Annotated in this window: 28 protein-coding genes; 17 read left to right on the top strand and 11 right to left on the bottom strand. The window is 63.7% G+C overall.

Annotated features, from left to right (window positions below; genetic code table 11):
- Positions 1 to 96 precede the first annotated feature (96 nt).
- From BM216_RS07025 to BM216_RS07005, 5 genes are all read left to right on the top strand, one after another.
- On the top strand, positions 97 to 1776 hold the full coding sequence (locus BM216_RS07025; protein WP_177230727.1) for a tetratricopeptide repeat protein: 1680 nt from the start codon (positions 97 to 99) through the stop codon (positions 1774 to 1776).
- Positions 1777 to 1867: 91 nt separating this feature from the next.
- Positions 1868 to 4318 carry a heavy metal translocating P-type ATPase gene (locus BM216_RS07020; protein ID WP_092998418.1) on the top strand — a complete coding sequence of 817 codons (2451 nt, stop codon included), beginning with the start codon at positions 1868 to 1870 and terminating at the stop codon, positions 4316 to 4318.
- A complete protein-coding gene (cueR, locus tag BM216_RS07015) occupies positions 4315 to 4782 on the top strand; it encodes a Cu(I)-responsive transcriptional regulator (protein ID WP_092997143.1) in 468 nt (155 codons plus the stop codon). The genes BM216_RS07020 and cueR overlap by 4 nt, the downstream gene beginning before the upstream one ends.
- Positions 4783 to 4815: 33 nt before the next feature.
- The gene (locus BM216_RS07010; RefSeq protein WP_092997141.1) at positions 4816 to 5010 is read left to right on the top strand and encodes a heavy-metal-associated domain-containing protein; all 195 of its coding nucleotides are present in this window, start codon (positions 4816 to 4818) and stop codon (positions 5008 to 5010) included.
- 1 nt (position 5011) lies between these two features.
- Positions 5012 to 5305: a hypothetical protein gene (locus tag BM216_RS07005; RefSeq protein WP_092997138.1), complete on the top strand. Its 294-nt coding sequence runs from the start codon at positions 5012 to 5014 to the stop codon at positions 5303 to 5305.
- A 97-nt stretch (positions 5306 to 5402) separates the two neighbouring features.
- Here the strand turns inward: BM216_RS07005 and BM216_RS07000 are convergent, their stop codons facing one another.
- Complete coding sequence (locus BM216_RS07000) at positions 5403 to 6506, bottom strand: DUF4272 domain-containing protein (RefSeq protein WP_092997135.1); 1104 nt, start codon at positions 6504 to 6506, stop codon at positions 5403 to 5405.
- A gap of 618 nt (positions 6507 to 7124) precedes the next feature.
- Here BM216_RS07000 and BM216_RS06995 point away from each other — a divergent pair.
- Both BM216_RS06995 and BM216_RS06990 read left to right on the top strand, forming a co-directional pair.
- Entirely contained in the window at positions 7125 to 7520 is a 396-nt protein-coding gene (locus BM216_RS06995) for an ester cyclase (protein WP_244530129.1), read from the top strand.
- A 10-nt stretch (positions 7521 to 7530) separates the two neighbouring features.
- Positions 7531 to 7977 carry a GNAT family N-acetyltransferase gene (locus BM216_RS06990; RefSeq protein ID WP_092997132.1) on the top strand — a complete coding sequence of 149 codons (447 nt, stop codon included), beginning with the start codon at positions 7531 to 7533 and terminating at the stop codon, positions 7975 to 7977.
- Positions 7978 to 7995: 18 nt separating this feature from the next.
- Here the strand turns inward: BM216_RS06990 and BM216_RS06985 are convergent, their stop codons facing one another.
- Positions 7996 to 8217: a hypothetical protein gene (locus BM216_RS06985; protein WP_092997129.1), complete on the bottom strand. Its 222-nt coding sequence runs from the start codon at positions 8215 to 8217 to the stop codon at positions 7996 to 7998.
- Between the two features lie 233 nt (positions 8218 to 8450).
- On the opposite strand from BM216_RS06985, the gene BM216_RS06980 reads away from it, so the two are divergent.
- Entirely contained in the window at positions 8451 to 8798 is a 348-nt protein-coding gene (locus BM216_RS06980) for a hypothetical protein (protein WP_092997126.1), read from the top strand.
- Positions 8799 to 8911: 113 nt separating this feature from the next.
- Here the strand turns inward: BM216_RS06980 and BM216_RS06975 are convergent, their stop codons facing one another.
- On the bottom strand, positions 8912 to 9739 hold the full coding sequence (locus tag BM216_RS06975) for an oxidoreductase (RefSeq protein ID WP_092997123.1): 828 nt from the start codon (positions 9737 to 9739) through the stop codon (positions 8912 to 8914).
- A gap of 76 nt (positions 9740 to 9815) precedes the next feature.
- Here BM216_RS06975 and BM216_RS06970 point away from each other — a divergent pair, with 76 nt between their 5' ends.
- From BM216_RS06970 to BM216_RS06955, 4 genes are all read left to right on the top strand, one after another.
- Positions 9816 to 10760, top strand: a complete 945-nt coding sequence (locus BM216_RS06970; RefSeq protein ID WP_092997120.1) for an AraC family transcriptional regulator — start codon at positions 9816 to 9818, stop codon at positions 10758 to 10760.
- Positions 10761 to 10839: 79 nt separating this feature from the next.
- Positions 10840 to 11109, top strand: coding sequence for an AbrB/MazE/SpoVT family DNA-binding domain-containing protein (locus BM216_RS06965; RefSeq protein ID WP_092997117.1), 270 nt, complete (start codon positions 10840 to 10842; stop codon positions 11107 to 11109).
- Entirely contained in the window at positions 11106 to 11510 is a 405-nt protein-coding gene (locus BM216_RS06960; RefSeq protein ID WP_092997114.1) for a type II toxin-antitoxin system VapC family toxin, read from the top strand. Before BM216_RS06965 ends, BM216_RS06960 begins: the two co-directional genes overlap by 4 nt.
- A 112-nt stretch (positions 11511 to 11622) precedes the next feature.
- Positions 11623 to 12096 (top strand): VOC family protein, encoded by a 474-nt coding sequence (locus BM216_RS06955; RefSeq protein WP_092998414.1) that lies wholly within the window; start codon positions 11623 to 11625, stop codon positions 12094 to 12096.
- A gap of 74 nt (positions 12097 to 12170) precedes the next feature.
- Here the strand turns inward: BM216_RS06955 and BM216_RS06950 are convergent, their stop codons facing one another.
- From BM216_RS06950 to BM216_RS06935, 4 genes are all read right to left on the bottom strand, one after another.
- A complete protein-coding gene (locus BM216_RS06950; RefSeq protein WP_143102743.1) occupies positions 12171 to 12956 on the bottom strand; it encodes a hypothetical protein in 786 nt (261 codons plus the stop codon).
- Positions 12957 to 13098: 142 nt separating this feature from the next.
- Positions 13099 to 13491 (bottom strand): hypothetical protein, encoded by a 393-nt coding sequence (locus BM216_RS06945; RefSeq protein ID WP_143102742.1) that lies wholly within the window; start codon positions 13489 to 13491, stop codon positions 13099 to 13101.
- A 206-nt stretch (positions 13492 to 13697) separates the two neighbouring features.
- Positions 13698 to 14327, bottom strand: coding sequence for an outer membrane protein (locus BM216_RS06940; protein WP_092997106.1), 630 nt, complete (start codon positions 14325 to 14327; stop codon positions 13698 to 13700).
- Positions 14328 to 14374: 47 nt separating this feature from the next.
- The gene (locus BM216_RS06935) at positions 14375 to 14581 is read right to left on the bottom strand and encodes a hypothetical protein (protein WP_092997103.1); all 207 of its coding nucleotides are present in this window, start codon (positions 14579 to 14581) and stop codon (positions 14375 to 14377) included.
- Between the two features lie 62 nt (positions 14582 to 14643).
- On the opposite strand from BM216_RS06935, the gene BM216_RS06930 reads away from it, so the two are divergent.
- A complete protein-coding gene (locus BM216_RS06930) occupies positions 14644 to 16149 on the top strand; it encodes an MFS transporter (RefSeq protein ID WP_177230726.1) in 1506 nt (501 codons plus the stop codon).
- A 159-nt stretch (positions 16150 to 16308) separates the two neighbouring features.
- On the opposite strand, the gene BM216_RS33275 is transcribed toward BM216_RS06930, so the two are convergent.
- Positions 16309 to 16542 (bottom strand): hypothetical protein, encoded by a 234-nt coding sequence (locus BM216_RS33275; protein ID WP_143102741.1) that lies wholly within the window; start codon positions 16540 to 16542, stop codon positions 16309 to 16311.
- On the opposite strand from BM216_RS33275, the gene BM216_RS06925 reads away from it, so the two are divergent.
- Both BM216_RS06925 and BM216_RS06920 read left to right on the top strand, forming a co-directional pair.
- Positions 16541 to 17311, top strand: coding sequence for a hypothetical protein (locus BM216_RS06925; RefSeq protein ID WP_092997098.1), 771 nt, complete (start codon positions 16541 to 16543; stop codon positions 17309 to 17311). The genes BM216_RS33275 and BM216_RS06925 overlap by 2 nt on opposite strands.
- 86 nt (positions 17312 to 17397) lie before the next feature.
- The gene (locus BM216_RS06920) at positions 17398 to 17727 is read left to right on the top strand and encodes a hypothetical protein (RefSeq protein WP_092997095.1); all 330 of its coding nucleotides are present in this window, start codon (positions 17398 to 17400) and stop codon (positions 17725 to 17727) included.
- Here BM216_RS06920 and BM216_RS06915 read toward each other — a convergent pair.
- The gene (locus BM216_RS06915; RefSeq protein WP_092997092.1) at positions 17724 to 19133 is read right to left on the bottom strand and encodes an aminotransferase-like domain-containing protein; all 1410 of its coding nucleotides are present in this window, start codon (positions 19131 to 19133) and stop codon (positions 17724 to 17726) included. The genes BM216_RS06920 and BM216_RS06915 overlap by 4 nt on opposite strands.
- 386 nt (positions 19134 to 19519) lie before the next feature.
- Between BM216_RS06915 and BM216_RS06910 the strand changes: the two genes are divergently transcribed.
- Complete coding sequence (locus tag BM216_RS06910; protein ID WP_092997089.1) at positions 19520 to 20422, top strand: DMT family transporter; 903 nt, start codon at positions 19520 to 19522, stop codon at positions 20420 to 20422.
- A 2-nt stretch (positions 20423 to 20424) separates the two neighbouring features.
- On the opposite strand, the gene BM216_RS06905 is transcribed toward BM216_RS06910, so the two are convergent.
- Together BM216_RS06905 and BM216_RS06900 are read right to left on the bottom strand one after the other, a co-directional pair.
- Entirely contained in the window at positions 20425 to 20739 is a 315-nt protein-coding gene (locus tag BM216_RS06905) for a type II toxin-antitoxin system RelE/ParE family toxin (protein ID WP_092997086.1), read from the bottom strand.
- 3 nt (positions 20740 to 20742) lie between these two features.
- Positions 20743 to 21006 (bottom strand): type II toxin-antitoxin system ParD family antitoxin, encoded by a 264-nt coding sequence (locus tag BM216_RS06900; protein ID WP_092997083.1) that lies wholly within the window; start codon positions 21004 to 21006, stop codon positions 20743 to 20745.
- A gap of 158 nt (positions 21007 to 21164) precedes the next feature.
- On the opposite strand from BM216_RS06900, the gene BM216_RS06895 reads away from it, so the two are divergent.
- On the top strand, positions 21165 to 21404 hold the full coding sequence (locus tag BM216_RS06895) for an FCD domain-containing protein (RefSeq protein WP_092997080.1): 240 nt from the start codon (positions 21165 to 21167) through the stop codon (positions 21402 to 21404).
- Positions 21405 to 21674 lie beyond the last annotated feature (270 nt).

Raw genomic sequence — 21674 nt, 5'->3', positions numbered from 1 at the left:
GTCCGGCAGGCGTTTTCACGATGCCGGTGGATGGCCCTGAGGTGGATGACCCCTGCGGGCCGACGAACCCGATGGGCGAGGGGGAGAATGCCAGCCATGCTGATGAAGTATGTCGCAACACTTGCCGATCGCAGGTTTGAAAAGCGCGAAGCCATTCCCGAGCCGAAAAAGCCCTGGGATCATCTCTACGACCTGCCCGTCGAGGAATTGAAAGCCCGGGCGAATGGCGGCGATGCCGATGCGGCCTTCGTGCTGGGCGACATGCATGACACCGGCCGTTACGGCGTCACGCGTGACCTTACGGCCGCCGCCGACTGGTATGCCCTTGCGGCGGAACGCGGTCATGGCGACGCCTTGAACAATCTCGGCAGCATGAACCAGCATGGCGATGGCCCCTTCGAAGTCGATCTCGTCAAGGCCCGGCACTATTACGAAAAGGGTGCCGCCGCCGGCTGCGGCCTTGCCGCCAACACGCTCGCCCATTTCCACGACAAGGGCAGGGGCGGCCTGAAGGCGGATCCGCGCAGGGCGCTTGCCGCCTTCCGCAGGGCCGCGAAGCTCGGCAATGGCGATGCCATGTTCAGCCTTGGTTATCGTTACGCCAACGGTATCGGCACCCGCAAGCGGCCGATCGCCGCGCTCGATTGGTATCGCCGCGCGCTGCAGGCGGGCATTACGGTAGCGGCCTATAATCTCGGCCTCGCCTATTACAACGGATCGCTGGTGAACCCGGACCCGGAAAAGGCGGTGGCGCTGTTTCTCAAGGATACGCATCGAAAGGGCGGCGGCGCGGCCTTCATGCTCGCCAATGCCCATGAACGCGGCAAGGGCACCCCGCGCAATCTCGAACGGGCGCTCTATTATTACCGGCTGGCGAGCGACAAGGGCGACGAGGAGGCCCAGGAGGGCATCGACCGCGTTCTGGCAAGAATGGGCGAGGAATTTTCGCCGGCCTTCGATCCGGAACAGCGGCTGGAGGATCTGCGTGTCATGATCCGCGATCCGGACAGGACCTTCAGCGTTCAGGCCTTGCTGCTGGAGCTTGCACGCATCGGCGAGATGCTGGTCGAGGATAAGGATAATCCCGCGGCTGACGGTCCCTACCTTCTCGGCAAGTCGAACCTCATCCGCGGCTTCGTGCTGTGGAAACAGCAGAACCCGGACTACGAGGGCCCGGTCGATACGGCGCTGATGATCGACGAGCGGCATCCCTTCATGACGTCCGACGAGCGCATCTCGATGCTGACGGCCAAGGCCGTCGCGCTCGGCCGCGACGAGAAATGGGCCGAAGCGATCGCCACCCATCGCCGCATCCTGTCGACCTTAGAAGAAAACCCGCCGGCCGAGGAGGAGCGCTTGTTCGTTGCCATGATCGATCTCGCCTTCTGCCTGCATGAGAACGGCGATTTCGTCGAGGCGCAACGGATGAATTCCGAAGTTCTCGCCCGTGCCGAACTGGCTTTCGGCAGGGAGGATTCTCGTCTGAAGACGGTTCTCAACAATCTTGCCCAGAACGAATTTGCGCTTGAGCGGCCACAACAGTCAGTCGCCCTGCTGCGCCGTCGTCTCGCGATCGTCGAGCGGGAGGAGAATATCGGCCTGATCCACGAGACGCTGCGCGATCTCGCCATATCCTGCTTTCATGCGGGTGAGCGGGAGGAGGCCGAAGACCTGTTCCGCCGCCGCATCGCGCTTGCCGAACGGTATGGCGACAGCCGCGATGTCGAGGCCGCCCGCAACGATCTCGAGGAGCTGTTTCACCGCGAGGAGCAGTAGCGGCGGTCTTTATTGCCGCAACCCGCGAGGCACCCCTTGACCTTCCCATGATGGGAAGCCTTACATGCGGATGCGAAAGGATCGCATCGCCATGAATCAGCACATCTCCCCGTCCGGCTCCTCTCGCGCCCCCGAACCGCTTACCATCCCCGTCGAAGGCATGCACTGCGCCTCCTGCGTGCGCCGCGTCGAGACCGGCGCGGCAAAGCTTGCCGGCGTGATATCGAGCGCGGTGAACTTCGCGACGAAGAAGCTCACGGTGGAGACGGGCGAGGGGTTCGACCCGGATGCGTTGGACAAGGCGATCCGCAAACTCGGCTACGAAATTCCGGCTGGGGCTATGGACCACGCGCTGAGGGAAGCGGGAATGGTAGTAAGTGGCGCCAGTAATGCCGATGTCTCGGATCAACAGGACCGGCGCGGCTCGTCAATCTCCCCCACAAGGGGGGAGAGCAGAGGGCGCGCGCCGCACCCCGCTCACAACTCCGGCGATCACGACCACGCCAGCCACCCCACCCACGACCACGCCCACATGCACCACGGCGAGGAGGCTTCCCTCAAGCGCGACCTCGCAATCGCCTTCATCCTCACCCTGCCGCTTTTCGTGCTGGAAATGGCGGGCCACGCATACGCGCCGTTCCACCACTGGCTGATGGGCGTCATCGACACGCAGAACCTCTATTATCTCTATTTCGTGCTCGCCACGGCGGTGATCTTCTGGCCCGGCCTGCGCTTCTTCCGCATCGGCCTGCCGGCACTGTTGCGCGGTGCGCCAGAAATGAACTCGCTGGTCGCCGTCGGCGTGGCGGCCGCTTACGGCTATTCCGTCGTCACCACCTTCGCCCCCGGCCTGCTGCCGGAGGCGGCGCGTTATGTCTATTACGAGGCAGCCACCGTCATCGTCACGCTGATCCTCTTCGGACGGCTGATGGAAGCCCGCGCCACCGGCCGCACCGGTGCCGCCATCGAGAAGCTCGCAGGCCTGCAGGCAAAGACAGCCCGGATCGAACGCAACGGCCGCGAGATCGATGTTCCGACAGCCGAAGTCGTGCCTGGCGATACCGTCATCATCCGTCCCGGCGAGCGTATCCCGGTCGACGGCACGGTCATCGACGGCCAGTCCAATATCGACGAGTCGATGATATCGGGCGAGCCGATCCCGGTTTCCAAGACGATGGGCGCCACCGTCATCGGCGGCACGATCAACACCACCGGCACGCTGCGCTTCACCGCGACCAAGGTCGGCCGCGACACGATGCTTGCCGGCATCATCCGCATGGTCGAACAGGCGCAGGGGGCGAAACTGCCGATCCAGACGCTGGTCGACCGCGTCACGGCCTGGTTCGTGCCGGCCGTCATAGCGCTTGCCATCGTCACCTTCGCCGTCTGGTACATCGTCGGGCCGGAGCCGAAACTCACCCATGCGCTGATCTCGGCGGTTGCCGTGCTCATCATCGCCTGCCCCTGCGCCATGGGGCTCGCCGTCCCGGTCTCGATCGTCGTCGGCGGCGGCCGGGCGGCCGAACTCGGCGTGCTGTTCCGCAAGGGTGCGGCACTGCAGGGCCTGGCCGACGTCTCGACCGTCGTCGTCGACAAGACTGGCACCGTCACCAAGGGCCGGCCGGAACTCACCGATTTCATCACCGCCGAAGGTTTTGACGAGACGGAAACGCTGGCATTGGTCGCGGCCGTGGAAGCCCGTTCCGAACACCCGATCGCCGATGCGATTGTCAGAAGCGCCGAGGCGAGGGGGCTTGCCGTCGCCAAGGCCGAGGAGTTCGAGTCCGCCACCGGCTACGGCATCCGCGCCAAGGTCGGAACTCGCGAAGTCGCCGTCGGCGCCGATCGCTACATGGAAAAACTCGGCCTGCCGGTGGACATCTTCGCCGATGCCGCAAGTCGCCTGGGCGATGAAGGCAAGACCCCGCTCTATGCCGCCATCGACGGCAAACTCGCCGCCATCATTGCCGTCGCCGACCCGCTGAAGGCTTCCAGCGTCGAGGCGATCCGCGCATTGAAATCCATCGGCATCGAGGTCGTCATGGTCACCGGCGACAACCGCCGCACGGCTGACGCCATTGCCAGACAGGTCGGCATCGACAAGGTCGTCGCCGAGGTCCTGCCCGAGGGCAAGGTTGAGGCGATCCATGAGTTGCGCGGCCATGATCGCAAACTCGCCTTCGTCGGCGACGGCATCAATGACGCCCCCGCTTTGGCCGAGGCCGATATCGGCATTGCCATCGGCACAGGCACGGATGTGGCGATCGAAAGCGCCGATGTCGTTTTGGTCGGCGGCGAGCTTTCGGGCATGGTCTCGGCCATCGCCGTCAGCCGCGCGACGATGGCAAACATCCGCCAGAACCTGTTCTGGGCCTTCGGCTACAACGTGGCGCTGATCCCGGTTGCGGCCGGCGTGCTCTATCCGGTCTTCGGCATAACCCTCTCGCCGATGATCGGCGCGGGTGCCATGGCGCTGTCCAGCGTCTTCGTACTCGGCAATGCGCTGCGATTGAAAACATTCAGGGCGGAGGAAACGCGATGAATATCGGTGAAGCATCCGGCGCTTCCGGCGTCTCAGCCAAGATGATCCGCTATTACGAGCAGATCGGCCTGATCGCGCCGAAGGGCCGCACGGAAAGCAATTACCGGGTCTATGGCGAGGACGAGGTGCATGTCCTGCGCTTCATCAAGCGCGCCCGCTCGCTCGGCTTTTCGCTGGAAGAGACAGAGACGTTGCTAAAACTCTGGCAGGACAAGAGCCGGACAAGCGCCGCCGTCAAGGACATCGCCACCGGCCATATCGCCGATCTCGAACGCCGTATCGCCGAGATGCAGGGAATGGTGAAGACGCTGAAACACCTCGCCCATTGCTGCGGCGGCGACAACCGCCCCGATTGCCCAATCCTCGATGATCTGGCCGGCGCCGGCCCCGTAGCAGGCGAACGCTCTGCGGCGGGAAGCAAATCCGGGGCAGGCGCAAACGCTGCGCGCCATGCCCGCACCTGAAACACCGCATATGATCGAGACCAGGAGCCTCCCATGACCGCCACCTTCACCGTAACCGACATGACCTGCGGCCACTGCGAAAAGACCGTCCGCGCCGCCCTTGCCGAAGCCCTGCCGGACGCCGCCGTGACGATCGATCTGTCCTCCCATAAGGTGACGGTCGAAGGCGACCGCGCCACCGCCGAGGAGGCGATCCGCGAAGCGGGGTACTCGCCGGAAGCGGCGTGAAATGGCGGAAGAATGGGACGAGTTCAGCACGGCTAGAACACGGACGGAGTTCCGTTACAAAGGCATGCCTGCCGGCACATTCTACGGTGATGTCGCGCCGACCGAACCAGGCATCTACCAATACATGCCCTTCAGAAGCTTCGGCCATTACGCGATGGGCAGGGCGGTGGAAGCCGGAGAAAGGCCTGTCTGCGCCTATGAAAGCCCGGCAGGGACCGTCAGTTTCGAAGTAACCGACCGCCACCGTGACGGACGGCTCGACCTTGACAATTTCACGTTTCCTTCAGGGACGTGAGCGCTCGACGAGATCTAGTTGGAACGCTGGCGGCGCCTCCTGCCGGGCATCTCCCCCGCAAGGGGGGAGATCGGCAAGAGGCACCCTCAACGACCACTCACGTCGGCGTATCCACCTCGTCCCAGCTTGTCCCAAACGGGTTGTGAAAACTCGTCAGCCAGTTCAGCGCCATGTGCCGTTCCGCCACCACGTCGCCGTCGATGCCCTCCACTGATATACCCTTGCCGCGGGCCTGGCGGATGATCCAGTGTTCGCGCCAGGTGCGGTCCAGCGCGTCGAGAATGTCCTCCACCGGCCGCAGCTGCAGCCCGGCCGCGGCATTGGCGTCGCCGGCGAGATGGGCGACGGCGTCCCACAGCGCATTGACGTCCGCCTGCGCCTCGCTGTCATGGATCTGCGCCGCCTCGATGCCGAGCGTCCAGAACAGCGTGTTGGCCGCCTCGTAACGCCAGGTCATGACGGATGCATCGGTCCCTTCGCCCGGGGCGGCGGAGACAAATGCCGCTTCCTGCGGGGTGAGGGCTGCAAAGCCGATCGGGTTGGCGGCGTTCAGGCCGGCGGCGATCGGTTCGCGTCCGCCATGACGGCTCTCCGCGCGGGCGGCGACGTAGAACAGGCCGAGCGCCCGTTCCAGCACTTCGGCCGGCGTCTTCAGCACCACTTCGGCGGCACTGACGGCGGGCGGCATGCTGGCCGGCGGCTTCGGCTCGACGGAGGTCAGAAGCGCCAGCGTCCGCGCCTTCCGCTCGATCGTATCCGGCTGGTAGGGCAGGGCGGCTGCGGGATCGCTCTGCCCGTCGGCGGCGATCAGCAGGCTGAAATCCGGTGCCCTGACCGAGCCGTCCGGCAGGAAGAACACGGCATTGGCCGCCCGGCCCCATGCCTCCACATCGGTGAGATCATCGGACATGACCTCGAAGCTCAGGTGGTTGCGTACCCGCTGCAGATGTCGCCACAGGTGATAGCGCGTCGCCGTCATCTGGCCGTCGCCGAGGCTCATCACATAGCCGATGAAACCATGCACATGCGGCGCGAGCGCCGGATCGGAGAGATCGCGCTGGCCGTGCAGTTCGTATGGAAAGTCGAGAGGCGGGGTGTCGCGCACGGTGCAATAGGCATTGACGAGGATGGAATGGGATTGCGGTGCCTGAGGCTCCTGCTCTCGGCCGCCCAGTCCGAACATGCGCTTCAGAAAATTCATTCCCGTGTCTCTCCGTAAGTATTGTCGTCGTTTCAAAGCTGTGAGGAAGTAAAAACTGTGTCCGATATTGCCCGGGCGGTATCTCGACCGGCAGGCGCAAAAATCAACGGGCATCTGGCAAGAAAATGAAACACTGCTCATATGCGGGGGCAGCACGCTGGCCACTTCCCAGAACGCCGACAGCGAACCGGACACCAAGGCCCCCTCGGCTCAAAGCCGACGCATTCCCGTGGCAAGGATCCGGGCCTGACCAGCAAAGCCACCATGCACAGTGAGGAGATGCCGCCCATGAACGACAGCTGCCCCGTCTTGTCCCCGGTTGAACGGCAATATCTCGATATCCAGAGCAGCGCCGAGCAGAAGCTGCTGGCGACGCTTCACAAGGCGCTCGACGATGCCGCCAGCGAAGCGGCGGAAGAACTGGAGGCGACGGAATGGCGCGATCCGCCGCCGCACAGGCAGTATTTCGCAGCCGTCGCCCACCAGAAACTGTTTCTGCTGCTGAGCGGTGCGGATCCCGACACGATGCGGGGCGGTGACGCGAAACTCGCCGCCGCCATTCTCGACAACGGCCGCAAGATTTCGGAACATTACTTCGAGGGCCGCCCGGTGGCGGAGGTGGAGCAGACGCCGGAAACGCTCGGCGGCCTCTATGCCGGTTATATCGACTGCCTGAACGCAAAGGATCTCGACCGCCTTGGCGATTTCGTCGGCGAGGATGTTCATTATAATGGCAAGCGGATCGGCCTGTCCGGTTACCGCGCCATGCTGGAAAACGATCACCGGGAGATCCCCGATCTCCATTTCGACGTCCGCTCGGTTGTCGCCGACAGGTCGACGGTCGCAAGCCGCATCCAGTTCGACGTCACCCCGCGCGGCGAATTCTTCGGCCTGCCCATCAACGGCCGGCGGGTTTCGTTTTCGGAAAATGTCTTCTACGAATTCGACAATGGCAGGATCGCCCGCGTCTGGTCAGTCATCGACAAGGAGGCGGTGCGGGCGCAGCTGGATTAGGGAGAGGGCAATGATCAGACAAGCGGCCACAGCCGATGAAGCCGCAATCCGCTCCTGCGCCGAGCGTGCCTATACACGCTATGTCGCTGCGATCGGCCGCAAGCCCGCGCCGATGGTCGCCGATTTCGCGGCGCAGATCGCCGAGGGGCAGGTCCATGTCGCGGCCGGTAAAGCGGGAGAACTACAGGGCTTCATCGTCTTTTTCCCGAAAGGCGAGGTCATGTTCCTCGAAAACGTCGCCGTAGAGCCCACCGCTGCCGGCAGGGGCATCGGCAAGTCCCTGATCGCCTTCTGCGAGGCCGAGGCACGGCGGCTCGGGCTTGCCGCCGTCACCCTCTATACAAACGAGAAGATGGTCGAGAACCTGTCGATCTATCCGAAGCTCGGCTATGTTGAGACCGACCGCCGTAGCGAGGACGGTTTTAACCGCGTCTTCTTCGAAAAGCGGCTCGGTTGAACCTCGACCGCAAAACCCTCAATGACATAAGAGCCGATATTTCTCGGCGTCGAACTCGTTGAGAAAACTCGCGACCGTTTCCGCATCGGCGCGGTCGATCTGCCTCAGCATCCTGTCGTTCAGGGTCGCTGTCGCACCATTATATCGGTCGAAGACTTCCCATCCGCTCTGGCTTTCTCGCGTGTCATAGCGGCCACCTGGCAGATGGTCTGCCTGGCCGCTGTCATATCCGCTGCTCATTTCTACTTACCCCGAAGCTCGCACTTGTTTGGCGGCACTATAACGAAACGGATCTGCCGCGCTTTCACGTATCGATCAACTTTGCCGGCGCAAAGAGCGTAGTCCCATCGTCTCGTCCCGTGCCACATACTGCCATCGCTACCCTTGCCTTATCGGGCCGGCATTGCCAGTCTGCCGCAACGAAAACCTGTCAGACACGTTAAGCCGCCTGCCATGATTTCAGGGAGAAGCCGATGAGCAAGAAACTCGAGCGGGTCTATCACGCGCTGGTCGACGGTGCTGCGGAGGGCCTGGCGGATGAGGACCTTTACCGATATGTGACCGAGCAGTGTCCGAAGGCGTCGAGCAAGCGGGTGGTCAAGGCGTCTCTGCTTGCGCTCAGCGATCCTCATCTGACGGACCGCAACATCTTGAACGTCATCTATGCGCTGGCGATCAAGTACCGGCTGCACAATCTCGGCGTCGAGGACGACGAAGAGGATGACGAGGACGACAAGCCGGACGTGCCGCAGATCACCGAGACCGCCAGGACGCGACTGAAGCGCTCGACCGCCGATATCGCGACGGTCGCGCAGGCCTGAAGGCTTCCCTGCTTCGGGATTGCCGCCCGGCCATGTCCGGCCGGATGCCGGGCGGACGCATGGCGGTCAGGCGCTCCTTGAAGAGCAGTCGCGCTCGACCGGGGACGCGCGCATTATCCGTCGGTCGAGACGGTCAGCGGCGTCCATTCTTCGATCTCCCGGCGCATGCGCCCGATCCGCTCGTTGACCAGTTTCAGCGCATCGCTGCCGAGCAGCAGCTGCGGCGGCGGATCGTCGCTTTCGATCAGGGTCAGCACTGCCGCGGCGAGTTTTTCCGGATCGCCGAGCTGGCGGCCGCTTTTTGCCTGCCGCGCCGCGCGGATCGGGTCGAACAGCGCATCGTAATCGTCGATCGAGCGCTCGGTGCGCACCATGGAGCGTCCCGCCCAGTCGGTGCGGAAGGAACCGGGGCAAAGTGCCGTCACATGCACGCCGAAGGGTGCCATCTCGGCCCGCATCACCTCCGAAATGCCCTGCAGCGCGAACTTGCTGCCGTGGTAATAGGCGATGCCCGGCATGGTGATGAGCCCGCCCATCGAGGTCACGTTGACGACGAAGCCGCGCCGCCGCGTGCGAAAGCGCGGCAGGAACGCCTTGGCGACCGCAACCGCACCGAAGACATTGACGTCGAACTGGCGCCGCATCTCCTCAAGAGGAGATTCCTCCAGCACGCCCTCATGCCCATAACCGGCATTGTTGATCAGCACGTCGACCGGTCCGTGTTCCTTTTCCGCCTGGTCGACGACCCCATCGATCCGGTCGAACTCGGTGACGTCGCAGAGAACGGCGTGGACCGCCGGAAGGCGCTCGGCGAGGCTCGTCCGCGAGGCTTCCGACCGCACGGTGCCGATCACCTTGTGGCCCTTGGCGATCGCGGACGAAGCAATGGCGAACCCGAATCCCGAATTGGCACCGGTGATGAAAAAGGTCTTAGGTGACATTATTGCTCTCCCTTCTTGTCTGAATGATGCCTTTGACAGATAGTATGGAGAGGCAGCCGCAACGATCGCGAAACCTATGAACGTCTTGCCAAATCCTATGAGTGTGGAGCGCACGCCGGGCATGCGGCGCATGCTGGTGGATCTCGCGGCACGGCTCGCGCCCCGTGCGGGCTACAATCCGACCGGCCTTGCCGCCGTACGTATCATCAGGAGCGAGGAAGTGCTGCATGACGTGCCGGTCCTCTATCGGCCGGGGGCGGTCTTCGTGCTGCAGGGACGCAAGCAGGGCATGCTGGAAGGCGAGATCTATCTCTATGACGAGGATCATTATCTGGCGGTCTCGGTGCCGGTTCCCTTCCGCATGGAATCGGTTGCCAGTCCCAAGGATCCGCTGCTCGCCGTCTATGTCGAATTCGACCTGCCGCTTGCGGCCGAGATCGCCGCGGATGTCGAGACGCACAGCCCCGCCCTGGCCGATGCGCGGGCGAAAAGCCTCGTCTCCAGCCGCATGGAGCCGGAGATCGAGGATGTCGTGATGCGTCTGTTGAAGGCGCTCGCCGATCCGATCGAGACCGCCGTGCTTGGGGCCGCCATCCTGCGCGAACTGCACTACCGGGTGCTCGTCGGTCCGCAGGGCGCGGCTATGATCTCGGCCCTGCAGCAGAAAGGCACGTCGGGCCGGATCGTGCAGAGCCTCGCGCGGCTGCGGGAGGTCTATGGTTCGGAAATCTCGGTCCCGGCGCTGGCGAGCGAAGCGGGCATGAGCGTTCCCTCGTTCCACACCCATTTCAAGGCGCTGACCGGCAGCAGCCCGATGCAATATGTAAAGGCCATGCGGCTGCACGAGGCGCGGCTGATGATGGCGCGCGGCGACCGCACCATTGCCGAGGTGGCGCTGTCCGTCGGCTATGTCAGCCCCGCCCAGTTCAGCCGCGACTTCAAGCGCCATTTCCGCCGCACGGCATCAGAAGAGGTGAAATGGGTCCGCCGGCATCTGGGCGAGCTTGTGGTGGAAGGGTAGGCGGGCCAGGTCTGCCGCGCTTGAAGTCGATCCACTAAAGTAATACCTTTATGAAAATCGGTATTACAAGGTTTGAATCATGACGACCACAGTGACGGCAAAAGGGCAGGTGACCATCCCCAAGGCGGTACGCGAGCTGCTTGGCATCGTGCCGGGCAGCAAGGTCGATTTTCATCGCAATGCCGATGGCGCCGTAGTGTTGATGCGGGCGGACAGGAAGCGCCCGGAAAGTCGTTTTGAGCGGCTGCGAGGTCATGCCGGGCAGGGGCTTGATACGGATGCGATCATGGCGCTGACCCGTGGAGATGGAGAGAGCAGCGAAAAAGGCAGCAAGCGGAGTGGCGCTTGACGCTGGTCGATACTAACGTTCTGCTGGATCTCGTGACCGACGACCCGGTCTGGGCCGAATGGTCCATCGAGCAGCTTGAGACGGCGAGCCTCGCCGGGCCGCTGCTGATCAACGATATCGTCTATGCTGAACTGGCGGTTCGCTACGACCGTATAGAGGATCTCGACGCCTTCGTTGAAGAGGCTCAATTGGTGTTCGCACCGCTCTCTCGTGCTGCCCTGTTTCTGGCAGGAAAGGCGTTCTCCCGGTATCGCCGTGCCGGCGGCACTCGCACTGGTGTCTTACCGGATTTCCTGATCGGCGCGCAGGCGGCCGTCGAAGGATTGCCGCTTCTGACCCGCGATGTGAGCCGCTACCGCTTCTATTTCCCGACCGTCACGTTGATTTCGCCCGCGGCGTGAGCAGGCAAAAATATCTCCACCCCATGTCGGATCACCTCTCGCCCAACCGTCTTCAAGCCATAGGTTCGCAACTGGCGATCTCGCAACGGGAGAAGGAGAACGGCAAATGGCAATCGCAAAAAACACGATCTGCGTCTGGTATGACAAGGATGCCGAGGAGGCGGCGCGTTTTTATGCCAAGACCTTTCCCGACAGCGCCGTCGGCGCCGTCATCCGCGCGCCGGGCGATTATCCGGACGGCAGCGAAGGTGACGTGCTGGTGGTGGAATTCACCGTCGCGGGTGTCGCCTGCGTCGGCCTGAACGGCGGCCCGGTCTTCAAGCACAACGAAGCCTTTTCCTTCCAGATTTCGACCGAGACCCAGGAAGAGACCGACCGCTACTGGAACGCTATCGTCGGCAATGGCGGGCAGGAAAGCGAATGCGGCTGGTGCAAGGACAAATGGGGCATCTCCTGGCAGATCACCCCGCGCGTCCTCATGGAAGCGATGATCATCGGCGGCCCCGAGGCCAAGCGTGCCTTCGACGCGATGATGACGATGAAGAAGATCGACGTCGCCGCCATCGAGGCTGCCCGTCGCGGGTGAGGGGAGCCATGAACAAAGCCGCTTAAGAGATTTTCACGAGTGGCTTTTCAAGGCTTCCGGCTTGATACCCTGGCTCAGAACCGCACGGTCGAAACCACCCGCGCCGGCGCGATACCCGGTGCCGCTCTGCGGATGGCCCGCATGGTCTGCGCGCCGCGCTGCGTGGCGGAAAGCCTGGTGCTGCCGGGAACGGCAAGCTCGATCTGCGCCAGATGCGCGTCGCTGACCTTCTCGTCCGCGCAGGCGCCTTTTTTGTCCCAGAGGTTCTTCGCGATGCCGCTGCCGACGGCCCAGGTAATGGTGCCGCCGGCCACATCGTCCTTGTCGACCTGTCTTGCTTCGACAAGTCCCCGAATGGCCTCGCCCAGAATGACCGCCGAATCCTTGAACGTGACGTCCTTGAGCCTGTCATATTCGGCATTGCTCCGGCGGTCGACGATGCAGTGGCGGGCGGTGAACAGCCAGTCGTGGATCATGTAGGCCGGTGCATAGCCCCACGGGTTGAAACCCTTGAACACCTGCGCCACCCTCGGGATCGAGCCGCCATCCGTATACATCACGCCGGGGCGGATGACCCTGGCGGAACCGTTTTCCGGCCGCGTGAAGGTCAGCGGAGCGCCCGGATCCGGCACGAAGACGAATTGTCCGTCGCCGCTCCCGCCGCTTCCCGGCCCAACCCACATGACGATCAGGCTGCCGGTAAAGCCGCCCGGTTTGAGGCTGTCATAGTCGATGCTGAGACAGCCGGAGAGAAGCAGCGCCGAGGCGCAGACCAACGCGCGCCGCAACGTCGTCCGCTTCCTGCGCGCACCCGCTACCGCCTTGCCCCGCAAGGCGCCGTCCGCCAAGATGATCTGCATGAGATCCGTCCCCATCTGCCCCACGCCAGATTTTTCTCGGGTCGAGGTGAAGTCAATACCCACTTAAGGTGCGGGGGGATCTGCCCGATCGTCTCGGGTCACACGGCGTCTTCACGCTACTCGCAAATCGCGGCCTTGCGCCTTACAGCGCCAGGATCATCTCGTCCGTGATGCCGGAGGCGGCGGATGAACCGGCATCGTCGCCGCATGTGCCGACAAGTTCGCGATAACTCGCCAGCCGTTCAATGCTCTCATCCTCCATCCAGTCCTCATAGCGGCCTCCCCCGTCGAGCTTGGTGATGGAAAAACCGATGACGATCAGCAGCTGCGAATAGGCCACGTCGCAGGCGCAGGCCGAGCCGCCATCGGCGATCAGCTTTTCGCCCTTTTCGGCCTCTTCCAGCAACTGCTCATAGATCGACTGAAGATCCGGCAGGGACTTGCGCGTAAGCGCGTCGGCCGTCCTGCCGTCCATCTCCATCGTGGTGGGCAGAAGCGCGCTGGAGCGCGCCGCATACGGGTTGTCGCCAGCCATTGCCGGGCTCCATGACATGAGGGAAATGAGAATGGCTGCCGCTATCGTCAGCCCTGCCGATATGAGACGCATGGAAAAGGTCTTTTCGTTGAAAACGGTGACACAATAATCCGCGTCGGCCCAGGCGCTATCCCTTGCCCACAAAAAAAGCCGCCCGCGAAAAAAATCGCGGACGGCTTTCCTCGTGCCTTTGCAGGCGCTGTTGCCTAGAACTTCACACCCACGCCGACCTGGATGACGTGCTGGTCGAGGTCGAAATCGGCGCCGCTGAGGTTGCCGCTGCCGTAGTCGTTGTAGCGGTATTCGAGACGGCCGAAGACGTTGTCGGTGAAGGCGTGGTCAACGCCGGCGCCGATCGTCCAGCCGTGCAGCGTGTCGTCGTCATCGGCGCCCGGGGCGTTGAGGTCGACGTTGGTTGCGGTGTAACCACCGGCTGCGAAGATCAGGGTGCGGTCGAAGGCATAACCGACGCGGCCGCGGACGGAGCCGGAGAAGCCGTTGTCGACGGAAACGCCGCCGCCATAGTTGGCATCGCCCCAGTCATAGTTGGCGTCGCCTTCGATACCGGCAACGAAGCCGCTGGAGAACTGCCAGTTATAGCCGACAAAGGCACCGAGGCGCCAGCCGTCGAAATTGTCGTCGCTGAAGCCTTCGAGGTCACCGTTGCCCCAGCCGTAGCCGGTATGCGCACCGATATAGGCGCCGTCCCAGGTGAAGACCGGAGTGGTCTCGACTGCAACCGGCGCGGTCGGGATCTGCTCGACGGCATCAGCTGCGAAAGCTGCGGTCGAAGCCGTCATGGCGACGGTGGTGGCGAGAATGAAAAGACCCTTCATGGGTGAACCTCCGTATTGCGTGATGAAGCATCATGTAGGAGCGATTGCTAAAAAGGCTGTAGCAAAAATGTCACGCGCATGAAAATCGCGCAGAGCCTGCCGAAATCCTGCTCATCGCGCTTGTTTTTGCGGCGAAGAAATGCCGCCACAAGAATCGTCAGGACGCCACGGGAGTGCCCTGCGAAACGTTCGCCTGGCCAAGGGCTGCGAAAGCGGGCAGGCGCCCTTTTCCCGATGGATGCCTTTTTTGCCATTGACCTCAACCTTGGTTGAGATCCTAGGTTTCCGCATCTCGATGGAAAAGCGGTGATCGATGATGGATGACAGGACGGAAGGTGCGGCTGCTGCGCGCGGCGAGGGGCACGCGACGGCAAGCGGGATCGGGCCTGCTGAAGGCGGGGTTGCCGCCACCCGGTCCGGTGCAAGCCTCTGGGGCGGGCGGCAGGGCCTCATGCTGGGTCTCATCTCCAGCGGCATCGGCCTGCATGCCTTCAACCAGTTCGCCATCGTCGCCGCCATGCCGCTTGCCGCGGCCGAACTCGGTGGGCGCGACTGGTTCAGCTGGGTCTACAGCCTCTATTTCATCGGCTCGATCGCCGGGGGCACGACCGCCGCCTCGCTGCGAGACCGGCTCGGCGTGCGCCTGAGCCTCGGTCTCGCGTCGGTCCTGTTCGCGGCAGGCGGCCTCGTTGCGCTTTTCGCACCCGCCTTCGGCTTCATCATTGCGGGCCGCCTCCTGCAGGGCATCGCCGACGGGCTGATCGTGGCGATCTGCTACAGCCTCATCCCGGCCAATTTCCCCTCCGCGCTGATCGCAAGGGTTTTTGCTGTGGAAGCCACGGTCTGGGCCGTCACCGCCCTGCTCGGGCCGCTGGTCGGCGGACTTATTGCGCAGGGTGTTTCCTGGCGGGCGTCGTTTCTCGCCGTAACCCCGCTGATTGCCGCTCTTGCCCTGTTCACCGTCCTGACGCGACCAAAGGTGAACGACGGCAGCGCGGGGCAGGGTGGCGCGGTGAATGCGGGGGCAGACGCTCCGGCCGCAGCCTTCCCGCCGCGGACCATCGCGCTCTGTGTCGCCGCAGCCTTTGTGCTGGCGCTCTCCTCGGCCAGCAGTCATGCGGGCTGGCAGGCCGCCACGCTCGCGGCCGGCGTGGCAATCCTCGTCATAGGCATCCGTCTCGACGGCCGTTTCGGCGTGCCGCTGTTTCCGGCCGGCACGTTCCGGCGTGGCTCGGTGCTCGGGCGTGGCTTTCTCATCCTGTTCCTGATGTCGGCCAGCCATTCGGCCGGCAGCACCTATCTGGCGCTTCTCGTGCGTGAGGTCTTCGGCCTCGGCCCGGCCGCCGTCGGTTATGTCGTCGTCACCATGGCGGTCACCTGGAGCGCGGTCGCCATGGTCGCAAGCCGCATCAATTCGCTCGCCCGCCGGCACGCGGTGATGCGGGCAGGGCCGCTGTTCCAGGTCTCGGGCTTCATGGCGATCGCGCTCGCGATCAGCCTGCAATGGCTGCCGCTGGTGATCGCCGGCCAGATGCTGATCGGCACGGGCTTCGGGCTTGCCTGGGCAAACGTCAACCAGGCGGCCATGGAGGCGGCGCGCAAGACGGAGCGGGACCGCGCCAGCGCGCTTCTGCCCACCATGTCGACTGCCGGTTACGCGGTCGGGGCGGCGCTTTCCGGCACGATTGCGACGGCAAGCGGGCTTGCCGCGAGCCTCGGCGAAGGCTCGGCGGGAGACACCGCAACATGGCTCTATGGCACCGCCGCCATCGGCGCGCTGGCAAGTTTCTTCCTCGGCTTCGGCGTCCGGTTGCGCAATTAACAGGCCTGCCGGCGCATGCCGCCATAGGCGCCCATCCATCCCCCATCCGTCAACGCGGCGGTGACGTCGCGTCGAACGAGATCGCGAAATGGTTGCGTTTTTGGGGTGGACAAACAGGGCTTGCCGCTTAGCTTACGCCCCGCCGGCTCCGTCCGTCATTCATTCGTCCAGCTCCGGCGGTTTTCGTCGCGGCGCTTCAGAAAGTTTAGTCCAGAATTTCATTTCATAGAGATAAGGCAGGTAGATCATGGGATTAGCCCCGAATGCGCGCTCACTAGGTGATGCAGCGAGACGAGAGCCCTCCACGCCCCAATCTGACTTCTGGCCGATCAAGCTCGGCACGACCCCCATTCTCGACCCACAGCGACCGACGCCGCCCGGCGTCATCTTCATGACCACGTCCGAGCTCGGCGCGCTCGACGATGCCATGGCCTGCTGCGGCCGCTACACGCTGCGCAATACCCAGCACCAGAGCTTTGCGGGCCTCACCACCGACGGCGGAATGATCTTTGCCGTGCACAGCAAGTTCGGCGGCAAGAGCGTCCTTTCGATGGGCGCGTTCGACCGTCACGGCACGCCGGTCGTTCCGGAAGACCGCTACCAGAAGGCCATGTCGAAGATCGTGCCGAAGGCCGAGAAGGTCATCGTCATGGATGCCAAGAGCACCAGCGGTCCGCTCGGCATCAAGACCAACGGCAGCAACCCGCGCGCCGGCGTCTATGCCTCCAACAAGCAGATCATCTTCGATTTCGGCTTCACCGTCGCCGACGACAACTGGTCAATCGATGCCGATGCCAGCATGGAAATGGACTGGAAGGGCAACCCGACCAAGCAAGTCTATCGTGCCAAGGGCCGTTACGACGAATTTTCGCTCGGTGGCCGCGCCGAACGCGCCGGCACGGCGACCACGCAGGTCATCGAAGCCGCCTATGACAACGGCCGCTACAATGTCGGCGCCAAGCGCTCCCAGAGCGGCGGAGCGCGCAATCTGGAAGTCAATGCCGGCATGAAGATCGGCAAGAACGCGACGCTCGGCGTCTATTGGAAACCGGATGTCCGCCCGCCGACCCAGGCGCCGAAGCCGAGAACCTTCTCCAAGGACGAAGTGGTTCCGTTCGAGGACTACAGCAATTTCGGCATCACGTTTAAGCTCGAGATTTGAGGACGGGGCCTGAGGGCGGCTTATCCGCCGCCGCCCTTGACGGCCTGAGCTGTGGCCATCCTCGGTGGTGCTGAAAGGAGTGCGGTATGACTTTGCTCATCCTTTACATCCTTCTCGCTCTTGCGCTCTTTGGGGGCGGAGCTCTAGGCGCGCATTTGGCGCGTGTGCCGGCCTGGAAGGGCGGCGTCATTGCTTTTTCCGCGGCGGCGCTGCAGATGGCCGTCACCGTACTGCTCGACATCGAGTCCGTCATCGTTCAGTGCCTGATTTTTCTGCTGCTTGTCGGCCTTATCGGCGGCCGGTTCGGCTTGAAACTATCGGCCCGGCGGTTGGGCCCGGTCGTCATCGGCAGCTTTCTCCTGCCGGCCACGGTGGCACTTGTCTATCTGTACGGTGTGACGGAACTTTCCCGCTAGCGAAGCGCCTCTTTCAGGGCCTCGAAAATCCGCGGGTCCAGCGTCTGCGAGACATTGAAGCGCATATGGCAGTGTGCCGTCTGCGACAGGCTGAACGCGTTTCCGGGAGCCAGCACGATGCCGCGTTTCAGGCAGGTCCGCGCCAGTTCGGCGGCGTCCTTTCCGTCGGGCAGCCGGCACCAGAGGAAAATTCCGGCCTGGGGCTTGAGCACGGGCTCGATGCCGAGGTCCTGCAGCTTTCCCGTCACCTCCGCCATGGCTTTTGCAAGCCGCGCCCGCAATCCTTCCATATGCCGGCGATAGCCGCCATCACTGAGCACGGCATGGACCAGTTCCTCGGTCAGGTGCCCGCCGGCGAATGACGTGGCGATCTTCAGGTCGGTCAGCCCCTCGATCCAGTCCGGCCGGGCGGCGATGAAGCCGCAGCGCGCCGCAGCCGACAGCGTCTTCGAAAAACTGCCGATATGGATGACCCGCTCCAGCCCGTCGAAGGCGGCAAGGCGAGGGGCGACGCCGGCCCCTGAACTGCCCCCCGCGGGGCTTTCGAAATCGGCAAAAATGTCGTCCTCGACGATCGTCAGGTCGAATTCCTCCGCGATCTTCAGCACCCGGTGCGCGGTGACGGGGGAAAGCACCGCCCCGGTCGGATTGTGGATCGCCGAATTGGTGATGTAGAGCCGCGGCCGGTGCTCCGAAACGATCGCCGCAAAGGCCGCAAGATCCGGCCCATGCGCGGTATAGGGCACGCCGACGATTTTTGCCCGGTGCGCCCGCAGGAGCGCATGGAAATTGAAATAGCACGGGTCGTCGACGAGAACCGTATCGCCCGGCTCGATCAGGAAACGGCAGAGGAGATCGATTGCCTGGGTGCCGGATTCGGTCAGCATGATCTGCTCGGGCGAGGCCTCCATGCCCCGCTCCGCCATCCGCCGCGAAATCAGCCGGCGCAGCGGCGGAAGACCGAGTGGCGAGCCGTAATCGGCAAGCAAGGAGGCATCGGCGCGCGAAAGGCTGCGCAGTGCCTTGCGCATCGCCTCTTCGGGAAGCCAGGAGGGCGGCAGCCAGCCGCAGCCGGGCTTCAGGCTGTCGCTGCTGCTTTCCAGCGACTGCCGCGAGATCCAGAACGGATCGACCGCCCGGTCGAGCTTCGGCCCGGCTTCCGCCGGCGAAAAGGGCGCCGCCTGGTTTGCCACGTAAAAGCCCGAGCCCGGCCGAGAGACGATCGCCCCCTCCGCCACCAGCCGCTCATAGGCATCGACCACGGTCGAGGTGGAGACGGCAAGCGTGCCGGCAAGCGACCGCACCGAAGGCAGCCTGGCTCCCGGCGTCAGCGCCCGCCCGGCAATCCGTTGCCTGATCGTCGCCATCACCATCTCGGCTTTCGTCGCCGCCGATCCGAGGTCCATCGCCAGATCCATCCGTATTGGTTTGTGAGGCATAACAGTTTGAGGAAATTGTACCATACTGTTTCTGGCAAGGCTATGGTTTCGGGAGGATAAGGGGACGAGTTACATGAGGAGACTGCGGCCGCGCGGCTGGCTCCCGCTGATCCCCTCTGTGGGGGGCGGCTGGCTGATCTCCCCCCTTGTGGGGGAGATGCCCGGCAGGGCAGAGGGGGGTATCCGCGCACTCTTCGCCCGTCGAATCTGCGGCGCTACCCCCTCTGTCACTTGGTGACATCTCCCTCACAAGGCGGGAGATCACCGGAGCCAGAAGCGCTGCCGCTCTCCTGCGAATACACCACCACCACCGGCAGGCACACCCGCCGAAACCGAAACACTGGAGCAAACACATGGACCGCGGACTGTCAGGCTGGATCAACGGCTTCATCGGCGTCTTGATCTTTTCCGGCTCGCTGCCGGCGACGCGGGTGGCGGTCACCGGTTTCGACCCGCTGTTCCTCACCGTCGCGCGCGGCACGATCGCCGGGCTGCTGGCACTCTGCCTGCTGATGCTGTTCCGCCAGAAACGGCCGTCGGGCCGGGATATCGTGGCGCTCGGCGTCATCGCGCTTGGCGTCGTCGTCGGGTTTCCGCTTTTGACGGCACTCGCCCTGCAGCACATCACCTCGGCCCAGTCGATCGTCTATATCGGGCTGTTGCCGCTCGCGACCGCGATCTTCGGCGTCATCCGCGGCGGGGAGCGGCCGAAACCGGCCTTCTGGCTTTTTGCCGTCCTCGGTGCTGCGCTGGTGACCGGTTTCGCGTTAGCCCAGGGCAATGCCGGCGGCGTCTCGCTCCAGGGCACGATGGCGACCTTCCTCGGTCTTTCGCTCGGCGGCTGGCTGATGATCGGCGCGATCGTCGCCTGCGGCTACGGTTATGCGGAGGGTGCGGCCCTGTCGAAGCGGCTCGGCGGCTGGCAGGTGATCTGCTGGGCGCTGGTCATCGCGCTGCCGGTCATGGCTGTCGGCGCTGCGGTGCTGATGCCGGCGTCGGCGCGGAATATCGGCGCCCCGGCCTTTGCCGGCCTCGCCTACGTCTCGCTGTTTTCGATGCTGATCGGCTTCATCTTCTGGTATCGCGGCCTGTCGCAGGGCGGCACGGCCTCGGTCGGCCAGCTGCAGCTGCTGCAGCCCTTCTTCGGCCTGGCGCTTGCCGCGCTCTTGCTCGGCGAGACCGTCACCCCCGCCATGTTCGCCGTCACCCTCGGCGTCATCCTCTGCGTCGCCGCGGCACGAAAGTTTGCGCGGTAGCTCTACACAAGCCTGCCTTCGAGGATTTGGTCGCTGATGTTTTGTCCCCGGCGGAACACGCCAAGGATCACAATGTCATCGCCTCGGACGGAAAATGCGACGCTGATACTGCGCCGATAGCCGATGATCCGTAAACCCGGGATGCGGCTATCGCGCACTGTTCCTCGGGCGGGAAACATCTCCAATGCGTAGATGAAGGCTATGACACCTTCAAGGAAATCATCGGCGGTCTTTGCGCCGGCTGCCAGGCTTATATCCAAATAGAGCTTGTCCAGATCGGCCACCGCATCGGGAAGATAGACGATGCGGTAGGCCATTCGCTATTCAGCCTTGATCGCGTTGCTTTTTCTTCTCGCCTCGAACCGGGCATGTACCTCTTCCGCAGGAACGACGCGGGATGGGTCTTTCAGATATTCGTCATAACGGGCCGGCAGTTCCTCGTCGATCCAGCGGTCGAATGCCTTCTCGTCCTCGAGCAACCTCAAGCCGGCACGGACGACGTCGGCAGCATCGCCATAACGGCCGGTTTCTAGTTGCTTGCGGACGAATTCTTCATCTTCCTTTCCGAGTGCGACGTTGAGCATGGCTCTTCCTTTCGTTGACGCCAATATGGGCCAGCTTGACCGCGACATCAACAAAAACGGCCCCGCGGGAGAGAGGCGAAGGTACTCCCACTGAGACAAGAGACGCTTTCGGGCGTACCGATCCCCAAAATCCGTCCAGGCTGTCCAGTCCGGCCAAGATGTCCCGGGCCGAAATGCCGAGGAGCCAGCAGATCGTCGCCTCGCTGCTGCAGACCAGCGACCGCTATACACGCCTGCAGATCTCCAACGAGGCGGCGATGGAAAAGGCGATGTTCGAGCACGCCGAACTGATCGGCCTGATCCGCACTTGCCGTGTCGACAAGGCGGCAGACCTGCTGGTAAGCCATATCGTCGCCGTGCGCGAGGATCTGATCAAGGTGGTCGAGGGCAGGGGATAAAGGACGGCCAGCGTGATCTCGCGGCAGCAACGTGACGTCAATCGGTCGCCCGACCCCGTTCTAAAGTTAACGGCGGTCGCGTCCCGGACGCGCTTCTGGCAGATGCCGGCATCTATGTCCAACGTAAAAGAACAGCCGGCACGGTGGAACTGATCTCACGCCCGCCGGCCGGCATTCCCGGGCGATGTTTCGAAAGGCCGAGACGCAGCCATAACCGGGCTTCCGACCCATTGCCGGCTCTGCCCGGCCTTCCATATTCACGCCCAGCAA

The sequence above is a fragment of the Rhizobium sp. NFR07 genome (assembly GCF_900111905.1).
GTDB lineage: Bacteria > Pseudomonadota > Alphaproteobacteria > Rhizobiales > Rhizobiaceae > Neorhizobium.
The sequence above is the reverse complement of the archived record's forward strand: the minus strand, read 5'-3'. Positions and strand labels throughout refer to the sequence as shown.

Bases quoted from the DNA above. Each gene is read 5' to 3' on its own strand.
- BM216_RS07025 (WP_177230727.1), top strand. From the start codon at position 97: ATGCTGATGAAGTATGTCGCAACACTTGCCGATCGCAGGTTTGAAAAG.
- BM216_RS07020 (WP_092998418.1), top strand. From the start codon at position 1,868: ATGAATCAGCACATCTCCCCGTCCGGCTCCTCTCGCGCCCCCGAACCG.
- cueR (WP_092997143.1), top strand. From the start codon at position 4,315: ATGAATATCGGTGAAGCATCCGGCGCTTCCGGCGTCTCAGCCAAGATG.
- BM216_RS07010 (WP_092997141.1), top strand. From the start codon at position 4,816: ATGACCGCCACCTTCACCGTAACCGACATGACCTGCGGCCACTGCGAA.
- BM216_RS07005 (WP_092997138.1), top strand. From the start codon at position 5,012: ATGGCGGAAGAATGGGACGAGTTCAGCACGGCTAGAACACGGACGGAG.
- BM216_RS07000 (WP_092997135.1), bottom strand. From the start codon at position 6,506: ATGAATTTTCTGAAGCGCATGTTCGGACTGGGCGGCCGAGAGCAGGAG.
- BM216_RS06990 (WP_092997132.1), top strand. From the start codon at position 7,531: ATGATCAGACAAGCGGCCACAGCCGATGAAGCCGCAATCCGCTCCTGC.
- BM216_RS06985 (WP_092997129.1), bottom strand. From the start codon at position 8,217: ATGAGCAGCGGATATGACAGCGGCCAGGCAGACCATCTGCCAGGTGGC.
- BM216_RS06980 (WP_092997126.1), top strand. From the start codon at position 8,451: ATGAGCAAGAAACTCGAGCGGGTCTATCACGCGCTGGTCGACGGTGCT.
- BM216_RS06975 (WP_092997123.1), bottom strand. From the start codon at position 9,739: ATGTCACCTAAGACCTTTTTCATCACCGGTGCCAATTCGGGATTCGGG.
- BM216_RS06970 (WP_092997120.1), top strand. From the start codon at position 9,816: ATGAACGTCTTGCCAAATCCTATGAGTGTGGAGCGCACGCCGGGCATG.
- BM216_RS06965 (WP_092997117.1), top strand. From the start codon at position 10,840: ATGACGACCACAGTGACGGCAAAAGGGCAGGTGACCATCCCCAAGGCG.
- BM216_RS06950 (WP_143102743.1), bottom strand. From the start codon at position 12,956: ATGCAGATCATCTTGGCGGACGGCGCCTTGCGGGGCAAGGCGGTAGCG.
- BM216_RS06945 (WP_143102742.1), bottom strand. From the start codon at position 13,491: ATGGCTGGCGACAACCCGTATGCGGCGCGCTCCAGCGCGCTTCTGCCC.
- BM216_RS06940 (WP_092997106.1), bottom strand. From the start codon at position 14,327: ATGAAGGGTCTTTTCATTCTCGCCACCACCGTCGCCATGACGGCTTCG.
- BM216_RS06935 (WP_092997103.1), bottom strand. From the start codon at position 14,581: ATGGCAAAAAAGGCATCCATCGGGAAAAGGGCGCCTGCCCGCTTTCGC.
- BM216_RS06930 (WP_177230726.1), top strand. From the start codon at position 14,644: ATGGATGACAGGACGGAAGGTGCGGCTGCTGCGCGCGGCGAGGGGCAC.
- BM216_RS06925 (WP_092997098.1), top strand. From the start codon at position 16,541: ATGACCACGTCCGAGCTCGGCGCGCTCGACGATGCCATGGCCTGCTGC.
- BM216_RS33275 (WP_143102741.1), bottom strand. From the start codon at position 16,542: ATGAAGATGACGCCGGGCGGCGTCGGTCGCTGTGGGTCGAGAATGGGG.
- BM216_RS06920 (WP_092997095.1), top strand. From the start codon at position 17,398: ATGACTTTGCTCATCCTTTACATCCTTCTCGCTCTTGCGCTCTTTGGG.
- BM216_RS06915 (WP_092997092.1), bottom strand. From the start codon at position 19,133: ATGGACCTCGGATCGGCGGCGACGAAAGCCGAGATGGTGATGGCGACG.
- BM216_RS06910 (WP_092997089.1), top strand. From the start codon at position 19,520: ATGGACCGCGGACTGTCAGGCTGGATCAACGGCTTCATCGGCGTCTTG.
- BM216_RS06905 (WP_092997086.1), bottom strand. From the start codon at position 20,739: ATGGCCTACCGCATCGTCTATCTTCCCGATGCGGTGGCCGATCTGGAC.
- BM216_RS06900 (WP_092997083.1), bottom strand. From the start codon at position 21,006: ATGCTCAACGTCGCACTCGGAAAGGAAGATGAAGAATTCGTCCGCAAG.
- BM216_RS06895 (WP_092997080.1), top strand. From the start codon at position 21,165: ATGTCCCGGGCCGAAATGCCGAGGAGCCAGCAGATCGTCGCCTCGCTG.